9 protein-coding genes are annotated in these 20,479 nt (G+C 69.0%); 7 read left to right on the top strand and 2 right to left on the bottom strand.

Annotation, left to right across the window (positions count from 1 at the left end; genetic code table 11):
• Positions 1-109: 109 nt before the first annotated feature.
• The 4 genes from mfd to MKW14_RS18945 all read left to right on the top strand — a co-directional run bounded on the left by mfd (position 110) and on the right by MKW14_RS18945 (position 6,358).
• Positions 110-3,664, top strand: a complete 3,555-nt coding sequence (gene mfd / locus MKW14_RS18960) for a transcription-repair coupling factor (RefSeq protein ID WP_240863724.1) — start codon at positions 110-112, stop codon at positions 3,662-3,664.
• 186 nt (positions 3,665-3,850) lie between these two features.
• Positions 3,851-4,516: a DUF4097 family beta strand repeat-containing protein gene (locus MKW14_RS18955; RefSeq protein WP_240863722.1), complete on the top strand. Its 666-nt coding sequence runs from the start codon at positions 3,851-3,853 to the stop codon at positions 4,514-4,516.
• 31 nt (positions 4,517-4,547) lie between these two features.
• Complete coding sequence (locus tag MKW14_RS18950; protein WP_240863720.1) at positions 4,548-5,582, top strand: ATP-binding cassette domain-containing protein; 1,035 nt, start codon at positions 4,548-4,550, stop codon at positions 5,580-5,582.
• The gene (locus MKW14_RS18945; RefSeq protein ID WP_240863718.1) at positions 5,579-6,358 is read left to right on the top strand and encodes an ABC transporter permease; all 780 of its coding nucleotides are present in this window, start codon (positions 5,579-5,581) and stop codon (positions 6,356-6,358) included. Before MKW14_RS18950 ends, MKW14_RS18945 begins: the two co-directional genes overlap by 4 nt.
• A gap of 39 nt (positions 6,359-6,397) precedes the next feature.
• On the opposite strand, the gene MKW14_RS18940 is transcribed toward MKW14_RS18945, so the two are convergent.
• Positions 6,398-7,156, bottom strand: coding sequence for an SDR family NAD(P)-dependent oxidoreductase (locus MKW14_RS18940; protein WP_240863716.1), 759 nt, complete (start codon positions 7,154-7,156; stop codon positions 6,398-6,400).
• A 102-nt stretch (positions 7,157-7,258) separates the two neighbouring features.
• On the bottom strand, positions 7,259-7,444 hold the full coding sequence (locus MKW14_RS18935; protein WP_133045916.1) for an antitoxin: 186 nt from the start codon (positions 7,442-7,444) through the stop codon (positions 7,259-7,261).
• Between the two features lie 193 nt (positions 7,445-7,637).
• Between MKW14_RS18935 and MKW14_RS18930 the strand changes: the two genes are divergently transcribed.
• The 3 genes from MKW14_RS18930 to MKW14_RS18920 all read left to right on the top strand — a co-directional run bounded on the left by MKW14_RS18930 (position 7,638) and on the right by MKW14_RS18920 (position 20,278).
• Entirely contained in the window at positions 7,638-8,351 is a 714-nt protein-coding gene (locus MKW14_RS18930) for an HNH endonuclease family protein (RefSeq protein WP_276621232.1), read from the top strand.
• Positions 8,352-8,667: 316 nt separating this feature from the next.
• The gene (locus MKW14_RS18925; protein WP_308314609.1) at positions 8,668-19,686 is read left to right on the top strand and encodes a LamG-like jellyroll fold domain-containing protein; all 11,019 of its coding nucleotides are present in this window, start codon (positions 8,668-8,670) and stop codon (positions 19,684-19,686) included.
• Positions 19,679-20,278 carry a hypothetical protein gene (locus MKW14_RS18920; RefSeq protein ID WP_240863712.1) on the top strand — a complete coding sequence of 200 codons (600 nt, stop codon included), beginning with the start codon at positions 19,679-19,681 and terminating at the stop codon, positions 20,276-20,278. The genes MKW14_RS18925 and MKW14_RS18920 overlap by 8 nt, the downstream gene beginning before the upstream one ends.
• Positions 20,279-20,479 lie beyond the last annotated feature (201 nt).

The raw sequence follows: 20,479 nt of genomic DNA, 5'->3' as shown, positions 1-20,479 counted from the left end.
TTCACTCCCCCGAGTGATCACCCCGCCCGCGACGTACCCTGGGAACCCCCGGCCCGCCACGCGTGTCGGGTGGTTCGCGTTGCCCGCCCCCGGACGAAAGCCGCCCCGAATGAGCCTGCACGGTCTGCTCGACGCCGTCGTCAAGGACCCCGCCCTCGCCGAAGCGATCAGAGCGGGGGCCGACGGCAACCGCATGCACGTCGACCTGGTCGGACCCCAGGCGGCCCGCCCCTTCGCGGTCGCCGCGCTGGCCCGCGAGACCGGCCGCCCGGTGCTGGCGGTGACGGCCACGGGACGGGAGGCGGAGGACCTGGCGGCCGCGCTGAGGTCGCTGCTGCCGCCGGAGGGGGTCGCGGAGTACCCGTCCTGGGAGACGCTCCCGCACGAGCGGCTCAGCCCGCGCAGCGACACCGTGGGACGCCGGCTGGCCGTCCTGCGCCGGCTCGCCCACCCCCGCCCCGACGACCCCGAGACCGGACCGGTCTCCGTGGTCGTGGCGCCCGTACGGTCCGTGCTGCAGCCGCAGGTCAAGGGGCTCGGCGACCTGGAGCCGGTCGCGCTGAGGACCGGGCAGACCGCCGATCTGAACGAGGTCGTGGAAGCTCTCGCCGCCGCCGCGTACGCGCGCGTGGAACTCGTCGAGAAGCGCGGCGAGTTCGCCGTACGAGGCGGCATCCTCGACGTCTTCCCGCCCACCGAGGAGCATCCCCTCCGCGTCGAGTTCTGGGGCGACGACGTCGAGGAGATCCGCTACTTCAAGGTCGCCGACCAGCGGTCCCTGGAGGTCGCCGAGCACGGCCTGTGGGCGCCGCCGTGCCGCGAGCTGCTGCTCACCGACGACGTCCGCGCACGCGCGCGTGCCCTCGCCGAGGAGCACCCGGAGCTGGGCGAGCTCCTGAACAAGATCGCCGAGGGCATCGCGGTCGAGGGCATGGAGTCCCTGGCCCCCGTCCTCGTCGACGACATGGAACTGCTCCTCGACGTGCTCCCCAAGGGCGCCATGACGGTCGTCTGCGACCCGGAGCGGGTACGCACGCGTGCCGCCGACCTCGTGGCCACCAGCCAGGAGTTCCTGCAGGCGTCCTGGGCGGCCACCGCGGGCGGCGGCGAGGCGCCCATCGACGTCGGCGCGGCCTCCCTGTGGTCCATCGCGGACGTCCGGGACCGGGCCCGCGAGCTGGACATGATGTGGTGGTCCGTCTCGCCCTTCGCGGCCGACGACGAACTCACGGACACATTCGCCGCTGACGCGGCGGGCGACACCCTGAAGCTCGGCATGCACGCCCCCGAGACGTACCGCGGCGACACCGCCAAGGCGCTCGCCGACACCAAGGGCTGGCTCGCCGACGGCTGGCGCACGGTGTTCGTCACCGAGGGCCACGGCCCGGCCGCGCGCACGGTCGAGGTGCTCGGCGGCGAGGGCATCGCCGCGCGCCTCGACATCGAGCTCGGCGCGATCGCGCCGTCCGTCGTGCACGTGGCGTGCGGCTCGATCGACTACGGCTTCGTGGACCCCGCGCTGAAGCTGGCCGTCCTGACCGAGACCGACCTCTCGGGGCAGAAGGCGGCCGGCAAGGACGGCGCCCGCATGCCGGCCCGCCGCCGCAAGACCATCGACCCGCTCACCCTGGAGGCGGGCGACTACATCGTCCACGAGCAGCACGGCGTGGGCCGCTACATCGAGATGGTGCAGCGCACCGTCCAGGGCGCCACGCGCGAGTACCTGGTCGTCGAGTACGCCCCCGCCAAGCGCGGCCAGCCCGGCGACCGCCTCTACATCCCCACCGACCAGCTGGAACAGATCACCAAGTACGTCGGCGGCGAGGCCCCCACCCTGCACCGCCTCGGCGGCGCCGACTGGACCAAGACCAAGGCCCGCGCCAAGAAGGCGGTCAAGGAGATCGCGGCCGACCTGATCAGGCTCTACAGCGCGCGGATGGCGGCGCCCGGGCACGCCTTCGGCTCGGACACCCCCTGGCAGCGCGAGCTGGAGGACGCCTTCCCCTACGCGGAGACCCCCGACCAGCTCACCACCATCGCCGAGGTCAAGGAGGACATGGAGAAGTCGGTCCCGATGGACCGCCTGATCTGCGGTGACGTGGGCTACGGCAAGACAGAGATCGCGGTGCGGGCCGCCTTCAAGGCGGTCCAGGACGGCAAGCAGGTCGCGGTCCTCGTCCCGACGACCCTGCTGGTCCAGCAGCACTTCGGGACGTTCAGCGAGCGCTACTCCCAGTTCCCGGTCAACGTACGGGCGCTCAGCCGCTTCCAGACCGACACCGAGGCGAAGGCGGTCCTGGAGGGCCTGCGGGAGGGCTCGGTGGACATCGTCATCGGCACCCACCGGCTGTTCTCCTCCGAGACCAAGTTCAAGGACCTGGGCCTGGTCATCGTCGACGAGGAACAGCGCTTCGGCGTCGAGCACAAGGAGCAGCTGAAGAAGCTGCGCGCCAACGTGGACGTGCTCACCATGTCCGCGACGCCCATCCCGCGCACCCTGGAGATGGCGGTCACCGGCATCCGCGAGATGTCCACGATCACCACCCCGCCGGAGGAGCGCCACCCGGTGCTCACCTTCGTCGGCCCCTACGAGGAGAAGCAGATCGGCGCCGCCATCCGCCGTGAACTGCTGCGCGAGGGCCAGGTCTTCTACATCCACAACCGTGTCGAGTCCATCGACCGGGCCGCCTCCCGGCTGCGCGAGATCGTCCCCGAGGCGCGGATCGCCACGGCCCACGGCCAGATGTCCGAGCAGACGCTGGAGCAGGTGGTCGTCGACTTCTGGGAGAAGAAGTACGACGTCCTGGTGTCGACCACGATCGTCGAGTCCGGCATCGACATCTCCAACGCGAACACGCTGATCGTGGAGCGCGGCGACAACTTCGGCCTCTCCCAGCTGCACCAGCTGCGCGGCCGCGTCGGCCGCGGCCGCGAGCGCGGCTACGCCTACTTCCTGTACCCGCCGGAGAAGCCCCTGACGGAGACTGCCCACGAGCGCCTGGCGACCATCGCCCAGCACACGGAGATGGGCGCGGGCATGTACGTGGCGATGAAGGACCTGGAGATCCGCGGCGCGGGCAACCTCCTCGGCGGCGAGCAGTCCGGCCACATCGCGGGCGTCGGTTTCGACCTGTACGTCCGCATGGTCGGCGAGGCGGTCGCGGACTACCGGGCCTCCCTGGAGGGCGGGGTGGAGGAGGAGCCGCCCCTGGAGGTCAAGATCGAGCTCCCGGTCGACGCCCACGTCCCGCACGACTACGCCCCCGGCGAGCGGCTGCGCCTGCAGGCCTACCGGGCCATCGCCTCCGTCAACACGGAGCAGGACATCAAGTCCGTGCGCGAGGAACTCGTCGACCGCTACGGCAAGTTGCCCGAGCCGGTCGAGAACCTGCTGCTGGTCGCCGGGCTGCGCATGCTCGCCCGCGCGTGCGGGGTCGGCGAGATCGTCCTGCAGGGCAACAACATCCGCTTCGCGCCGGTGGAGTTGCGCGAGTCGCAGGAGCTGCGCGTCAAGCGCCTGTACCCCGGGTCCGTCATCAAGCCGGCGGTGCACCAGGTCCTCGTACCGCGCCCCAAGACGGCGAAGGTGGGCGGGAAGCCGCTGGTCGGGCGCGAACTGCTCGGCTGGGTGGGGGAGTTCCTGACGTCGATTCTGGGGTCGTAGCGTTCAGCACTCGCCCATTGCAATGGGCGGCGAGGCTGCTGTTGCGTTAATGTGTCGCCCAGTGCAACGATTTCCTGCCCCTGAACTGCATAAATGAATTCTATGCGCAACGACTACGTTGAAGGATCTTTGAATGCAACGTAGCGTTTCTGGTGTCAGAAACACCGATGAGCGCAGGAGAACATCATGCAGAAGTTCGACAGCCCCGCCCCCGTCTCCGCCGTCCTCGACATCCCCGCGGGCCGCGTCCAGTTCATCGCCACCGACCGGGCCGACACCACGGTCGAGGTCCGGCCCGTGGACGCCTCCCGGAGCCGAGACGTGAAGGCGGCGGAGAAGATCGAGGTCGCCTACGGCGACGGCGTCCTGCGGATCGCGGCCCCGGAGGCCGGCAACCAGCTCTTCGGCCCCTCCGGATCCGTCGAGGTGACCGTCCAGCTGCCCGCCGGCTCCCGCGTCGAGGCCCGGACCGGCAGCGCCGAACTCCGCGGCGTCGGCCGCCTCGGCGACGTCGTCTTCGACGGCGCCTACCGCCGGATCAAGCTCGACGAGGCCGCGAGCGTGCGCCTCACCGCCGTCGACGGCGACGTCGAGATCGGCCGCCTCGGCGGCTCGGCCGAGATCAGCACCGCACGGGGCGACATCCGCATCGCCGAGGCCGCCCGCGGCACGGTCGTCCTGAGCACCCGGTCCGGTGACATCTCCGTCGCCGCGGCCCGCGGGGTCTCCGCCTCCCTGGACGCCGGCACCTCCCACGGCCGCGTCAGCAACGCCCTGATGAACGACGGCACGGCCGGACTCGACATCCGCGCCACCACCTCCAACGGCGACATCACCGCCCGCAGCCTGTAACCGCAGCGGCAGACAAGAGGGGGCACTTCTCATGAACGACCTGGCCATCGCGGCGCAGGGGCTGCGCAAGTCCTACGGCGACAAGGTCGTGCTCGACGGCGTCGACCTGGCCGTACCCGCGGGGACGATCTTCTCCCTGCTCGGCCCGAACGGCGCCGGCAAGACCACCGCCGTCAAGATCCTCTCCACGCTGATCGGCGCGGACGGCGGCGAGATCCGCGTCGGCGGCCACGACCCGGCCACCGACCCGCAGGCGGTGCGCGCGGCGATCGGCGTGACGGGACAGTTCTCCGCCGTGGACGGGCTGATCACCGGCGAGGAGAACATGCTCCTCATGGCCGACCTGCACCACCTGCCCCGCGGTGAGGGGCGGCGGGTGGCCGCCGAGCTGCTGGAGCGCTTCGACCTGGTGGAAGCCGCGAAGAAGCCCGCCTCCACCTACTCCGGCGGCATGAAGCGCCGCCTGGACATCGCCATGACCCTGGTCGGCGGCCCCCGGATCATCTTCCTCGACGAACCCACCACCGGCCTGGACCCCCGCTCCCGGCACACCATGTGGCAGATCATCCGCGAACTCGTCTCCGACGGGGTGAGCGTCTTCCTCACCACCCAGTACCTGGACGAGGCCGACGAACTCGCCGACCGCATCGCCGTCCTGCACGACGGGAGGATCGCCGCCGAGGGCAGCGCGGAGGAGCTGAAGCGGCTCATCCCCGGCGGACACATCCGGCTGCGCTTCAACGACCCGGCCGCCTACCGGGCGGCCGCCGCGGCCCTGGGCGAGGCCACCCGGCACGACGAGGCCCTCGCCCTGCAGATCCCCAGCGACGGCAGCCAGCGCGAACTGCGCGCCGTCCTGGACTGGTTGGACGCGGCCGGCGTCGAGGCGGACGAACTGACCGTGCACACACCGGATCTGGACGACGTCTTCTTCGCCCTGACCGACACCGGGACCGACACTGCGACCGGGGCCGACACCGCGACCGGGACCGACACCGACACCGCGACCGGGACCGACGCTGCGACCGGGACCGACACCGACAAGACCACGGAGACCGCCCGATGAGCAGTTCCCTCTCCCTCGCCGTCCGCGACTCCTCCACGATGCTGCGCCGCAACCTGCTGCACGCCCGGCGCTACCCCTCACTCACCCTGAACCTGCTGCTCACCCCGGTCATGCTGCTGTTGCTGTTCGTCTACATCTTCGGCGGCGCGATGAGCGCGGGGGCGGGCCGCTCCGCCTACCTGGCCTACCTCGTGCCCGGCATCCTGCTGATGACGATCGGCTCCACCGTGATCGGCACCGCGGTGTCGGTGTCCACCGACATGAGCGAGGGCATCATCGCCCGCTTCCGCACCATGGCCATCCACCGCGGCTCGATCCTCGTCGGACACGTCGTCGGCAGCGTCCTGCAGTCGGTCATGAGCGTGGTCCTGGTCGGCGCCGTCGCCGTGGCGATCGGCTTCCGCTCCACCGACGCCGGCGTCCTGGAATGGCTGGCGGCGTTCGGGCTGATCGTGCTCTTCGCCCTGGCGCTGACCTGGATCGCGGTCGGCATGGGCCTGGTCAGCCCGAACGCCGAGGCCGCCAGCAACAACGCGATGCCGCTGATCCTGCTGCCGCTGCTGTCCAGCGCCTTCGTCCCGCTGCACTCCATGCCCGGCTGGTTCCAGCCCATCGCCCGGTACCAGCCCTTCACCCCCGCCATCGAAACCCTGCGCGGACTCCTCCTCGGCACGCACATCGGCGACAACGGATGGATCGCGGTCGCCTGGTGCGTCGGCCTCGCGGTCCTCGGATACGTCTGGTCGACGTCGGTGTTCGACCGGGACCCCAAGTAAGCAACGACTTCTACCGGGACCCCAAGTAGGCAACGACTTCTAGGAAAAGAACCGGCCGGCGCTCGGGTGATCCTGGGCGCCGTCCACGCATATGTTGGCGCCGTTGATCCCGCCGGCCCGGGCCGACAGCAGGAAGCACGCCACGTCGGCCACCTCCCACAGCTCCACCAGCCGCCCGCGCGGGAAGTCCTCGCGCGCGAAGGCCTCGTACCGCTCGGGCCGGTTGTCCCGGAACCAGGCCCAGCCCCCGCCCTCGAACAGCACCGAACCCGGACTGAGCGCGTTCACCCGGATGTTGCGCGGCCCCAGCTCCTGGCCGAGCGTGGCGGCGAGATGGATCTCCGCCGCCTTCGCGGAGGCGTACGACGACTTCGGGCCCGGCTTCCACCCCGTGATCGACGCCACGACCAGCGCGCTGCCACCGCCGCGCCGCTCGAAGTGCGGTACCGCGGTACGGATGGCGTGGGCGGCGTGCAGCACGTTCAACTCGTAGGTGCGCAGCCAGTCCTCGGGCGTCGAGTCCAGCAGCCCGCCCCCGTGCACTCCACCGGCGTTGGCCACCAGCAGATCGAGCCCGCCCATCCGCTCGGCCGCCTCGTCCACCGCCCGGGCGAGCGCCTCCGGATCGCCGACGTCCGCCTGGACGCCGGGCAGCCCCGACTCCTTCAGCCGCCGCGGATCCCGTCCGCAGACGGTGACCTCCGCCCCCTCCTCCCGCAGCGCCCGGCCGATCGCCAGCCCGATACCGGCGCTTCCCCCGGTGATGAAGGCCGTCTTCCCCGCGAGTCCCAGATCCATGGCGGGAGCCTGCCAGCACACGCCCGGACGCTCAACCCGCCTGCCGCCGGGGGCGATTGACGCGCCGCCGGCCGTCCGCGGAGGGTGCGGACGGCCCGGTCCTTACGGCTGGTCCGGCCGGTCGCGGTCCATGCCCAGCTGACCCTCGATCCGCTGCTGCGCGTCGTCGACCTGGCTCTCGTACTTGTTGCCGGTCCTCTCGTTGGCCTTCCGTTCCGCGGCGTCGGACATGTCCTTGGCCTTGTCCTGCAGCTGACGGTTGCTCTTGAACCTGTCGAAGATGCCCATACAGAGCTCCTTGGGGAGGTGACTCAGCAACGACGATACGACCCATATGCGTGGTATGCCCACCGGAGTCGCTGGTGGTCTGGACCTCATGAGTGCCCCCGCACGCCCTGCGGCTACGGTGTGCCCGGCGCCGTACCAGGGAAGGCGCACCCAGAGGGGCCGAACGGAGGAGACAGGGGAGGGGCGCATCGTGATGCGTCTGAGGGGCGGGGCCGCGGTCGCCGTCGCACTGGTGTGTGCCGTCGCCGGATGCAAGGCGGAGACGCGGACGGGCTCGAACGGGGCGCAGAAGACCGGCGCCGGAGGGGCCGCGCTCAAGGCCGCCGCGTCGCTGACCGTGAAGGGCCGGGCACCGAGAACCGGTTACGCCCGCGACCGCTTCGGCACCGCCTGGGCGGACACCGACTCCAGCGACTGCGACACCCGCGACGACATCCTCAAACGGGACCTCGAGGATGTGAGGTTCACCCGCGGCAACTGCAAGGTGTCGTACGGCCTGCTCCCGTCGGACCCCTACTCCGGCAAGGAGGTGACCTACCGGCGCGGCCGCAGCCTCGTCGACATCGACCACATCGTCCCGCTCTCCGACGCCTGGCAGAAGGGCGCCAAGTACTGGGACGCCCGTAAGCGGATAGCTCTCGCCAACGACCCGCTCAACCTCATAGCCGTCGACGCGAGCACCAACCGCTCCAAGGGCGACGGCGACGCGGCGACCTGGCTGCCGCCCAACAAGGCCTACCGGTGCGCCTATGTCGCAGGTCAGGTCGCCGTGAAGCGGAAGTACGGGCTGTGGGTGACCGCCGCCGAGAAGTCCGCCATGGAAAAGGTGCTGGAGACCTGCCCGGGCCAGAAACTGCCCGCCGGCGGCAACCCGACGGAAGCCCCCGCGCGGTTCCGGGCCCGCTGAGCTTCCTTACCGGCTCGGCTCACGTCCTTACCGGCTCGGCTCACTTTCTTACCGGATCGCCCGGCACGTGAACGTTTGATGCGTCCTCGTCAAAAAAACTGCAAAAGTTTCCGAAAGGAGCAAAGGGGCGCTCAGAGCGAAGCCGGACAGGTTCAGCAAGGAGTGGTCAAGTACCGTCCAAGACCGCTTCTTTGCTCTATTCACTCTTTATTTACAAGGGGCAAGATCTCTCCGTTTTCTGTGGCCTCTCTGTCAGTGCGTCAACCGGCGTTGCGGGCCGCCCTGTTGTCGTCATTCACATGGGGGAGTCCCACTCGTGCGCGTTCGGCCCTTCAGCCGTGTCCGCTCCACCCGCCGTACACGGCGCGCCCGACGCGGTGTCGCGGTGCTCCTGCTGACCGTGTTCGCCTGCATGTGGACAACGCAGTCGGCGATGGCGGCCGGGGCCGAACTGCACTCCGTGCACCTCTCGATGCCGAGCCTGTCCTCCCTCACGGCCTGGCTGAAGGACCCCCACTGGGGTCGGCTGCCCACGGAGAAGTCGGGCACCGCGAGCGGAAAGCGGCACCATGTCTCCGCCCGGGCGACCGAGGCGCACCAGGGCGCGGGACACAAGCCGGGCAAGGGCAAGGGCGAACTCGCCGCCTACCGCGCGCACCGGGCGGCCGTGAAGCAGGGTAAGAGCGCCGGCGTCGCCAGGTTCGACGCCAGAACCAGCAAGCGTGACGCGGCCAAGTCCTCCCGCACCGACACCGTGTACGACAACGCCGACGGGTCCACCACCCGACGGATCTACCCGACGCCCGTCAACTACCGGGCCGCCAAGGGCAAGTGGGCGCCCATCGACGTGGACGTGCGGGCCGGGCCCGACGGCCGGTGGCAGGAGAAGGCCAACTCCGTCGACGTCGACTTCGCCGCCAAGGCCGACGACTCCAGCCTCGTCTCCCTCGCCCCCGACCCACAGCACTCCGTCGCCTACGGGCTGAAGGACGCCCAGGCCGTCAAGGGCACCGCCGACGGCTCCCGTGTCACCTACCGGGACGTCCTCACCGACACCGACCTCCAGGTGGCCCCCACCGCCACCGGCGTGAAGGAAGCGGTGGTCCTGCACTCCGCGGACGCCGCGCACTCCTGGACCTTCCCGCTCCACCTCAAGGGACTCGTCCCGGTCCAGGGCAAGGACGGCTCGATCGTCCTGGTTGACGCCGCGGGCAGGACCGTCGAACGCGTCCCCTCGTCGTACGCCTACGACTCGAAGGTCGATCCGCGCTCCGGTGACCCGGCCACCACGCACGACGTGACCACGACCCTCGTGCGCGAGGGCAGCGGCTACGCGCTGAGCGTCAGTCTCGACGAGGCCTGGCTGACGGACGCGCACCGCGTCTTCCCCGTCACCGTCGACCCGACCGTCACCGACGGCTGGACGACCACGTACGCGGAGTCGGGCTCGGCGGGCGACCACTCCTACGAGCAGACGATCAAGGTCGGTTCCTACGACTCGGGCACCCACTCCGCCGCCGGTTACGTCAACCACTGGGACACGGCCTGGGATGCGAGCGGCGCGACCGTCAGTTCGGCCACGCTGCACCTGTTCGACACCTGGGCATCGACCTGCACCGCCGAGAAGTTCGATGTAGCGCTGGTCACCAAGGCATGGACGCCCGAGGGCGTCACGAGTTACCCCGGCCCGACCTACGGCTCCTCCATCGGCAGCGCGACCCCGACCGTACCGAACGCCTGCGCGAACAAGGATGCGGTCCGGACCGTCGGCGACTGGGTCAGCGTCTCCCTGTCGACCTCCGCGATCCAGGGCTGGTTCAGTGGCACCACGGCCGACTACGGCCTCGCGGTGTACGCGGCGACCAGCGACGCCCTGCACTGGAAGCAGTTCGGATCGTTCAACGACCCCTCGCTCGGCCCGTACATCGTCGTCAACTACACCGGGAACACCGCCCCGCAGCTCTATGAGCAGTTCCCCGCGGACAACGCGGTCGTCGGCACCACCACCCCGGAACTCACCGCCTGGGCGGGCGGCGCCAACTCCACCAGCGGCAGCGGCAACCAGTACCAGTTCAAGGTCTACGACGCGAACAACACCCTGGTCGCCGACTCGGGCCTCGTCTCCACCGGCGACTGGACCGTGCCGTCCGGGAAACTGGCCTGGGGCAAGAACTACACCTGGCAGGTACAGGCGTACGACTCCGCGACCGGGCTGTATTCGCCCGCCGATCCCTACGAGTTGTCCGTCCAGGTACCCCAGCCCGTGATCACCTCCGGGCTGTCCCAGAACAGCAGCGACCACGGCTTCGACGCGTCCATCGGCAACTACACCACCTCCGACACGGACGCCTCGATCTCGACCGTTGGCCCGTCCCTGGACGTCGAGCGCGACTACAACTCCCGGGACCCGCGCTGGACCGGGGCCTTCGGCGCCGGCTGGTCCTCCATCCTCGACTCCCGCGCCACCGAGCAGTACAGCGCCTCCGGGGCCGTCACCAGCGTCAACGTCACCTATCCGGACGGATCCCAGGTCGGCTACGGCAAGAACAGCGACGGCACCTTCGCGCCGGGGTCCGGCCGCTGGGCCACGTTCACCACGGTCAGCGGTGGCGGTTACAGCCTGACCGACAAGGACGACACGGTCTACGCCTTCACCACCTCGCTGGGCTCGGGTGCCTACGGCCTGACCTCCGTCACGGACGCCAACGGGCGGGCCATAGCGCTGACCTGGACCAGCGGACACGTCACCAGGATGAAGTCCGCCGTCTCCGGACGCTCCCTGAACTTCGCCTGGTCCACCCCGGCCGGCGCCCTCGCCGCCCACGTCGCCACCGTCACCACCGACCTGGTCGACCCCAAGGACTCCTCGTCCGCGCTGACCTGGACCTACGGGTACACCGGCGACCAACTTTCGACCGTGTGCGCCCCGCTGTCGACGACGAAGTGCACGGCGTACGGCTACACGACGGGCTCGCAGTACCAGAACGCCTCCCTGGACCTCGACCCGAGCGCCGCCTGGCCTCTCACCGAGAGCTCCGGCACGACCGCCAAGGACGCGATCCTCGCCAACGAGGGCACAAAGAACGCCACGTACGAGAACGTGACGCTCGGAGCGGCCGGTCCGCTCACCGGTTCCTCCTCCACCGCCGCCTCCTTCAACGGCAGCACCTCCGACGTCGCGCTGCCTAAGAACACCGGCAACGACACCGACTCGGGCGCGATCTCCCTGTGGTTCAAGACCTCGGCCGGACCGGGCGTGCTCTACTCCTACGCCTCCCAGCCGATCGGTTCCGGACTGGCCGCCGGCTTCTACACGCCGTCGATCTACGTCGGCACCGACGGCAAGCTGAACGCCGAGTTCTGGTACAGCGGCGGCATCAACCCGATCGTGTCCTCGGCGTCCGTGGCCGACGGCAAGTGGCACCACGTGGTGCTGAGCGCGGCCGGCAACTCGCAGACGCTGTTCCTGGACAACACCAAGGTCGGTTCGCGCACCGGCACCGTCTCCATCAAGAGCGCGGTGGCCTTCGGCAAGAACCAGGTCTTCAACTACCTCGGCACGGGATTCCTCGGCGGCGACTGGCCGGACGAGGGGCACAGCAACAGCAGCGACCCGACCGGTTACGCGACGTACTTCACCGGCTCGATCGCCGATGTCGCCTGGTACGGCAGGCCGTTGGTCGCCGCCGACGTCAACGCCCTCTACCAGTACGGCACTCATTCGGCGAGCCTGCTCACCTCGGTCAAACGGCCCTCGGGCAAGACCTTCGCCGCGATGACGTACGACCCGGCGACCACGACGCTGACCCAGCTCACCGACGAGAACGGCGGCGTCTGGAAGCTCGCCGCCCCCACGGTCACCGGCTCCAGCCAGACCTACCGGGGCGCGGTGCTCGGCGCCGCTCCCGCCGGTTACTACCGGCTCGGTGAAGCGGCTGGGGCGACCATGGCCCTCAACGAGGTGCACGGCGGCGACGGCACGTACAGCGGCGTCACGCTCGGTGCGACGGGCCCGTTCAGCGACGCCAAGGCCACGACCTACAACGGCAGCACCTCGTACACCGAACTGCCGACCTCCGTGCAGTTCGGCACGAGCGACCGCAGCCTCGAACTCTGGTTCAAGACGGCGAGCCAGGGCGTCATCGTCGGCGCCCAGTCGGCGGCGATATCCGGCGCGACCACCACCTCCGGCACCTGGGCGCCCCTGCTGTACGTCGGCTCCGACAACAAGCTGCACGGCCACTACTACTCGGGCAGCGGCTCCGGCTCGACCGCGTTCGGCTCGACCGGCACGGTCACCGACAACACATGGCACCACGTGGCCCTCACGGCCTCCGGCGCCACTCAGACCCTGTACCTGGACGGCGTCAAGCAGGCCAGCTACTCCGGCACCCCGGCCGACCAGACCTACACCCACCTCTACCTCGGCGCCGGTTTCGCCAAGAGCTGGATCAACTCGCCGGGGGACGTCAGCCACTTCACCGGCTCCATCGCGGACGCGGCCTTCTACCACACCGCGCTCACCGCCGCCGACGTCGCCGCGCATGTCGAGGCCGCCAAGAACTCCACCGGCCTGCTCCCGGTCGAGACGGTCAAGGTGACCTCGCCGACGACGTCCACGCTGACCTACACGTACGACGTCACCAACGGCAACCGCGCCCTGACCGAGACGGACGGTCTGGGCAACAAGACCAGCTTCGGCTACGACACGGCCGGTTTCGAGCACACCGTCACCGACCCCAACGGCGCGGTCACCACCACCGGGCACGACGTCCGCGGCAACGTCGTCTCGTCCACGAACTGCCAGGACCAGGTCGCGAACAAGTGCAACACCGAGTACTACACGTACTACCCGGACGACACGACGGCCCAGCTGACCACCGCCGATCCTCGCAACGACCAGCTGCTGACCGAGCGCGACGGCCGTTCGGCGTCCGCGACCGACACCACGTATCTCACGTCGTACACCTACGACTCGGCGGGCAACCAGACCGTCGTCACCGGCCCGGCCGTGCCCGGCTTCCCCAACGGCCGCGCCACCACCACCGTCTACAGCGACGGCACCAGCACCTACCCGTCCGCCGACGGCGGGGTCGTCCCCAAGGGCCTGCCGGTGAAGACGGTCAGCCCGGGCGGCGCGGTCAACTCCGTGTCGTACTTCGCCAACGGCGACGTCGCCTCCACCACGGACGCCATCGGCCTGGTGACGTCGTACACCTACGACGGTGTGGGCCAGGTCCTCAGCCAGAAAGTCGTCTCCGACACCTACCCGAACGGACTGACGACCAGCTACACGTACGACAAGAACGGCCAGGTCACCAGGGAGAGCGACCCGCAGATCACCGACCGGGTGCAGGGCGCCACCCACGCGGCCGTCTCCAGCACGGTCTACGACGACGACGGCGACGTCCTCTCGCAGACGGTCTCCGACGCGAGCGGCGGCGACACCTCGCGCACCGAGACGCAGACCTACGACGCCTACGACCGGCTGTGGACCCAGTCCGACGCCAACGTCGCGGCGGGCACGTCGTACGGCAACACGACGACGTACACCTACGACACCTCCGGCAACAAGACCGAGGAGGTGACGAGCGCCGGCAACGAGACCGACTACACCTACGACGACAACGGCAACCTGCTCACACAGGCCCTGATGTACACGGGCGACCCGGTCAGCCCGCAGACCGCGACCTCGCTCGTCGAGTCCTCCCGCGCCTACGACCCGGCAGGCCGGCTGGCCTCGGTCACCGACGCCATGGGAAACAAGACGTCGTACACCTACACCGACGACGGCCTCACCGCGACGGTGAAGAGGACCAGTTCCGACGGCAGCAGCACCTACACCCTGGAGTCGGACACCTACGACGCGGCCGGCAACCTGCTCACGCAGACCACCGACAACGGCGAGAACGTCACCCGTTACACCGTCGACGCCTCCGACCGCACGACGTCGACAACCGTCGACCCGACCGGAGTCGACCGCGTGTCGACCGTGTCGTACACCCCGGACGACCAGGTCGCCTCGGAGAACGACCACGACGCGACCGGTTACGACCGCACCACCACCGACACGTACGACGACATGGGCAACCTGCTCAGCGAGACGCTGTACGGCGACGCCTCGGGACACCCGGCCGGCTGGTGGAAGCTGAACCAGACGAGCGGCCGCAGCGTCACCGACGCCTCCGGCACCGGCAACACCGCCACCGCCGGCCCGGGTGTGACCTGGTCGGACGACGCCGCCCAGTTCAGCGGCGACACCAGCGGCAACGGCGACATCGTGGCCACCAACAGCCCGGTCCTGGACACCAGCGCCTCCTACACCGTCTCGGCGTGGGTGAAGCTGTCGGACACCTCCACGTTCCGCACCTTCGTCTCCCAGGGCGGCACCAACCGGTCCTCCTTCTACCTCCAGTACGCCTCCAGCCAGGGCGTCTTCCGCCTGATCGCGCCCAGTTCGGACTCCTCCGGCACCCCGTCGGCGTACTACAACGCCTACGCCTCCGCCGCCCCCGCGCTGAACACCTGGACCCATCTGGTCGGCGTCTTCGACCAGTCCACGGGCACCATGAACCTGTACGTCAACGGCGCCCTCGCGGGCAGCGCGAGCAACCCCGCGCCGTGGACCGGCTCCGGCCCGCTGTCCATCGGCGGCGCCGAGACCGCCTCGGGCACCGTCAGCAACGCCGTGAACGGCTCGGTCAGCAACGTCCAGACCTACCAGCGGGCCCTGTCGGCGAGCGAGATCTCCTCGCTCTACGGCAAGGGCCGCAGCGGCGGCACGGTCGGCTCCTCGGACCAGCAGACCACCAAGTACACGTACGACAAGCGGGGCCTGCCCACGTCCATGACGGACCCCGAGCAGCACACCACCAACTACGACTACGACGAGGCCGGCAACCTCGCGGCCACCACGGCACCGGCCGTGCAGGCGGAGGCCGACGGCATCGCGGCGAACGCGCAGACGGTCCGCCCGGTCACCTACAGCGGCTTCAACACCTTCGGTGAGGCGGTCGCCGAGAAGGACCCGAACGGCCTGGTCACCACCACGGCCTACGACGCCGACGGCAACAAGGTCAGCGAGACCCTCCCGTCCTACACGCCGGCGGGCGCCTCGAACCCCAACGCGGGCACGACCGTCTGGACGTACGACAGCGAGGGCAACCAGACCAGCGAGACGACTCCCGGCGGCAAGACCACCTCGTACCTCTACGACCAGTTGGGCGACCTGGCCCAGACGACCGCTCCCGACGGCACCAAGACCCACGCCGTCTACGACGCCAACGGCGAAGAGCGCTCGGTGACGGACGGCACGGGCGCCCAGACCCAGGCGACGTACGACTTCCTGGGCCGTCAGGCCACGGCGACGACTCTGGAGCGCTACCCGTCGACACGCACGCTGACGACGAACTACTCCTACGCCGTCACCACCGGCAACCCCTACGGCGCCCACCTGGCGTCGGTGCAGACTCCGGGCGGCGTGACGACCTCGTACGCCTACAACCGGGCGGGCGACGTCACCTCGGTGACCGACGGCGCGGGCAACTCCACGTCCTACGGCTACGACTTCGAGGACAACAACACCAAGACCACGCTGGCGGACGGCAGTTACACCGTCACCGACTACAACGTCAACGACGACCCCACGGCCACCCGCAGCTACGACTCCAACGGCACCTTCCTGTACGGCACGTCGCAGCAGTACGACGGCAACGGGAACCTGGTCGCGGCGACGGACGCCAACCAGCACACCACGCGCTGGACCTACGACGCGGCGGGCACCATCACCCAGCAGGTCGAGCCGGTCGACGCCACGACCTCGATCACCACGTCCTTCGGCTACGACCAGGCCGGCAACCGCACCCGCTTCACCGACGGCCGCGGCAACTCCTGGCGCTACGGCTACACCCCCTGGGGCCAGCAGGAGAAGGTGATCGAGCCGACGACGTCCCAGTACACCTCGGCCGCCGACTCCACGACGACCTTCGCCTACGACGCGGACGGCAACGTCACCTCGGCCACCGCGCCCGGCGGTGTCACCACGTCGATGACGTACGACGACAACGGCCAGCTGAAGACGATGTCCGGCTCGGGCGCGGAGGCGGCGTCGGCGAGGCACAGCTTCTCCTACGACGCCGACGGCCGGGTGACGTCGGCGGACACGGACGAGGCGGGCACGACCGGCGCCGTGGACCACCAGGCGTCCACGCACGACGCGTTCACCTACGACGACCGCGGCGACGTGCTGACCGCCACCGGTTCCGCGGGCTCGTCGAGCTTCACGTACAACGACGACGGCTCGATGCTGACGAGGACGGACGCGGCGGGAACCCAGTCGTACGGCTACGACACGGCGGGCCGGCTGTCCTCCCTGGACGACGCGGCGAGCGGCACCCATCTGACGTACACGTACGACCAGTTGAACAACGTCAAGACCATCAAGTACGGCAGCACCGGCCAGACCCGCACGTTCTCTTACAACAGCGCGCACGAGTTGTCGAACGACGTGCTGGTGCAGGGAGCGTCGACCCTGTCGAGCTTCACCTACGGCTACGACAACAACGGCAACCTGACGTCGAAGACGACGGCGGGTGTCACGGGCGCCTCCTCGAACACGTACAGCTACGACTGGTCGGACCGCCTGACCTCGTGGAACAACGGCACGGCCACGACGGCGTATCAGTACGACGCCTCGGGCAACCGGGTGCGGGTCGGCTCGGACGTGTACACGTACGACGCCCGGGACCAGCTGACCTCGGACGGCACCCACTCGTACACGTACTCGGCGCGCGGCACGATGACGCAGGAGTCGTCGACGGCGGGCGGCACGGTCGGGTACAAGACGGACGCGTTCGGTGGCCAGATCGTGGCCGGCTCGCAGTCCTACACGCTGGACGCGCTGGGCCGGAACATCGCCGACACGGACACGGTCGAGTCCACGACGCGGACGTTCGCCTACTCGGGCGCGGACAACACGATCGCGACGGACGGCGACGCGTCGTACACCTACGACCCGTCGGGCGGCCTGGTCGGGGTCAGGCAGACGGGCGCGTCGACGGGCGCCCTGGCCCTGACGGACGTGCACGACGACGTGGTGGGGACGTTCACGTCGGGTGCGACGTCCTTGTCGGGTTCGGCGACGTACGACCCGCTGGGCAAGGTGACGGCGACGGCGTCGCTGATCGGCCATCTGGGCTTCCAGTCGGGCTGGACGGAACCGGGCACGGGCGACGTCGGCACGGCGTCACGCTGGTACAGCCCGGCGACGGGTGAGTTCCTGAACAAGGACAGCGTGTCGCCGAGCCCGACGCCGGACTCGGTGGCGGCGAACCCGTTCGCGTACGTCGACGACAACCCGCTGGTGGGCACCGACCCGTCGGGGCACTGCTCCTGGTGGACAGGCTCGTGCGAGACACAGGCCATCAAGCACGTGGCGAAGAAGGTCAAGCACGTGGCGAAGGCCGTGTACCACGCGGCCAAGCACGTGGCTCGCAAGGTCGTCCACGCGGTCAAGCACGCGGCGCACAAGGTGGTGCACCGGGTGCGGGACGTGTACCGGGCGACGGTGCGGGTGGTCCGGCGGGTGTACCACTACACGGTCCGGCACGTCAGACGCGTCTATCACGCGGCCGTCCATGCGGTGCATACGGCGTATCACAAGGTGTCGAGAGCGGTGCACCGCGTCGTCCACGCCGTGAAGAAGGCGGCGCACAAGGTCGCCCATGCCGTGAAGAAGGCGGCGAAGGCGGTCGCCCATGCGGCACGCACCGCGTACCACGCCACGGTCAAGGCGGTGAAGACGACCGCGAAGTTCGTCAAGAACCACGCGGCGGCGATCACGTCGATCGTGGTGTCGACGGCGGTGTTCGCGGGCTGTGAGGCGGCGACGTGGGGGGTGGGCACGATCGGCTGCGCGGCTTTGGCGGGCGCGGCCGGCTCCCTGGTCGAGCAGGGCTTCAAGTGCGCCCAGAACGGCGGCGGCGACTGCAGTGTGGGCGCGTTCGCGGGCTCGGCGGTCGAGGGCGCGGTGACCGGGGCTGTGGGCGGCGCGCTGGGCTCGCTGGGCGGCAAGCTCCTGGCGAAGGCGGCACCGAAGGCGATGGAGGTCGTGGGCGGGCTGTTCGGGAAGGCGGCGGAGGCTGGGGAGTCGGGGGCTGCGGATGCCACGGACGCGGCGGCGGCTACGGCGGAGTCTGAGGGGGCGGGGTCGCGGAGTCAGTCGCAATCTGAGGAGGAGTGCCACAGCTTCACGGCTGGTACCAGGGTGCTGATGGCCGATGGTACGACCAAGGCGATCGACCAGGTCCATGTCGGCGACACGATCTCGAACTCGGTTCCTGGGACGGCGCGGATCGAGGCGCACAAGGTCACCGCGGTGATTGTGACGAAGACCGACCACGACTTCGTTGATCTGACCGTCAAGGCGACCACCGAGGCCAGTGCGAAACAGGGCGCGAAGGCCGGGGCGAAGTCGTTGGTCAAGAAGGTCGCCCGTAAGGCGGCGTTCGGCCTGGCGGCGTCGGCCGCGGTACTGGGCGCATTGGCGGCGAGTCACGGTCACGGCACTGCTCAGGAGCAGGCGACTAAGACGGTCGCGGCGGTCTCCTCGGTGTCCGACGAGAGCACCAAGGTCGCGCCTGGGACCACGTCGGATGCGCAGGGCGCGCACCTGACCACGACCTTCCACCACCCCTTCTACGACGAGACTCAGTCGGCGTTCGTCGATGCCAAGGACCTGAAGGTCGGCGACGTCCTCCAGACCCCGACGGGAACGGCCGAGGTCACCGGTGTCCGGCTGTACCACGCGAACACCACGACATACGACCTGACTATTGGCAGCCTGCACACGTACTACGTGGATGCAGGGACCACTCCTCTCCTCGTCCACAACTGCAACGTCCACGCCAAGCAGGCATACGATCGGGCCAAGGAGCTGCATGAGGGGCTACGAACGGATGCTGAAGACGGCGGCTATGCGTACAAGAACGACACGACGGCAGTCGTCATGGCCCGTGACACTGAAGGGAACGTGCGGACTGTCGTTGCTTCCAATCGTCCTTACGTACCCAAGGCGATCAAGGGTCAACTGGACAGCAAGGCAGGAGAGGTCTGGGCCAATGGTCGAGGGCATGCCGAAGTCACGGCCCTGAATTACATCGAAAAGAATAACTGGACATTCCTTGGCGGCGCGGCAAATCGCAACATATGCGCATTCTGCGAGAACGCAATCAGAGACAGTGGCGGTGAACTCGTGGGAGACACGTTCCCTGGGCGCGTCAAGACATTGGGCCGCGTGTTCGGTTTCATGGGTGAGAGGATGTTTGGGCGTGGGTGATATCGACGAAGCAGTCGAGCGCGCGGAGCTGCTTCAAAGCGGCGATCGCATGAAAGTGGGCGCGCTCCTTCTGGTGCGGTATTGCGGATTCCATCGAGACCGCAGGTTCTCTCCGTGGTTTGAGAACGAGCGAGCGGCGCTCGCTCAGGTGGCACAGGCTGGCGTGGATCTCTTGCGGGAGGGTGTTGGCGCAACCAACCCATCAGAACTGAAGGTAATTCTTCGCGGCGTGCTGGAAGAGAACGACCCCGATGGCCCGCCGTTTGGAGCTGAGATCTTTGACCATCTGGTTTTCGCGGATGAGGTTCTGGACTTCATTGGCGCGCCTGATGACCTCGACCTGCTCGGTCGCGCTTTTGAGCGTGCTGAGGAGCTGGCTGAAGGCCACGAAGAGATGGGACGTGACGACTGGCCCACAGGTGATTGGGAGCCCGTGGAGTTTGCACGGCTGGAATCAGAGGTTCGCCGTTTGGATGTGCAGGGTGACCTGGACGCTTCCGTCGCCTTGCCCAGGAGTGAGGGTTTCAGTCGCTTGTACGCCAGTTTCATCGCTGGATACTACAGCGACGAGGATGCGGGAATTAGTTCCTGATCTGTGGAGACCTTGGCAGCGAATTCGGGATGGCGGGGACGAGGTCCCAGCGCCATCTGGCGGCCGAATAGCTCGTGGCCTTGTGCGGCGAAGTGTCGATCTCCGTGATTGTCGCCCGCCGTGTTGCGAAGAGGTCATCACTGATGGTGATGGACGATCCGAGAACTATGTCTTGGTTGGACATGGCGCTGCATTCTCTGG

Origin of the sequence: Streptomyces gilvus (assembly GCF_022513565.1) — a bacterium.
Lineage (GTDB): Bacteria > Actinomycetota > Actinomycetes > Streptomycetales > Streptomycetaceae > Streptomyces > Streptomyces gilvus.
This window is presented reverse-complemented; position numbering and strand designations above follow the sequence as displayed.

Coding starts and splice junctions, on each gene's coding strand:
- MKW14_RS18945 (WP_240863718.1), top strand. CDS start 5,579: ATGAGCAGTTCCCTCTCCCTCGCCGTCCGCGACTCCTCCACGATGCTG.
- MKW14_RS18950 (WP_240863720.1), top strand. CDS start 4,548: ATGAACGACCTGGCCATCGCGGCGCAGGGGCTGCGCAAGTCCTACGGC.
- MKW14_RS18930 (WP_276621232.1), top strand. CDS start 7,638: ATGCGTCTGAGGGGCGGGGCCGCGGTCGCCGTCGCACTGGTGTGTGCC.
- MKW14_RS18955 (WP_240863722.1), top strand. CDS start 3,851: ATGCAGAAGTTCGACAGCCCCGCCCCCGTCTCCGCCGTCCTCGACATC.
- MKW14_RS18940 (WP_240863716.1), bottom strand. CDS start 7,156: ATGGATCTGGGACTCGCGGGGAAGACGGCCTTCATCACCGGGGGAAGC.
- MKW14_RS18935 (WP_133045916.1), bottom strand. CDS start 7,444: ATGGGCATCTTCGACAGGTTCAAGAGCAACCGTCAGCTGCAGGACAAG.
- mfd (WP_240863724.1), top strand. CDS start 110: ATGAGCCTGCACGGTCTGCTCGACGCCGTCGTCAAGGACCCCGCCCTC.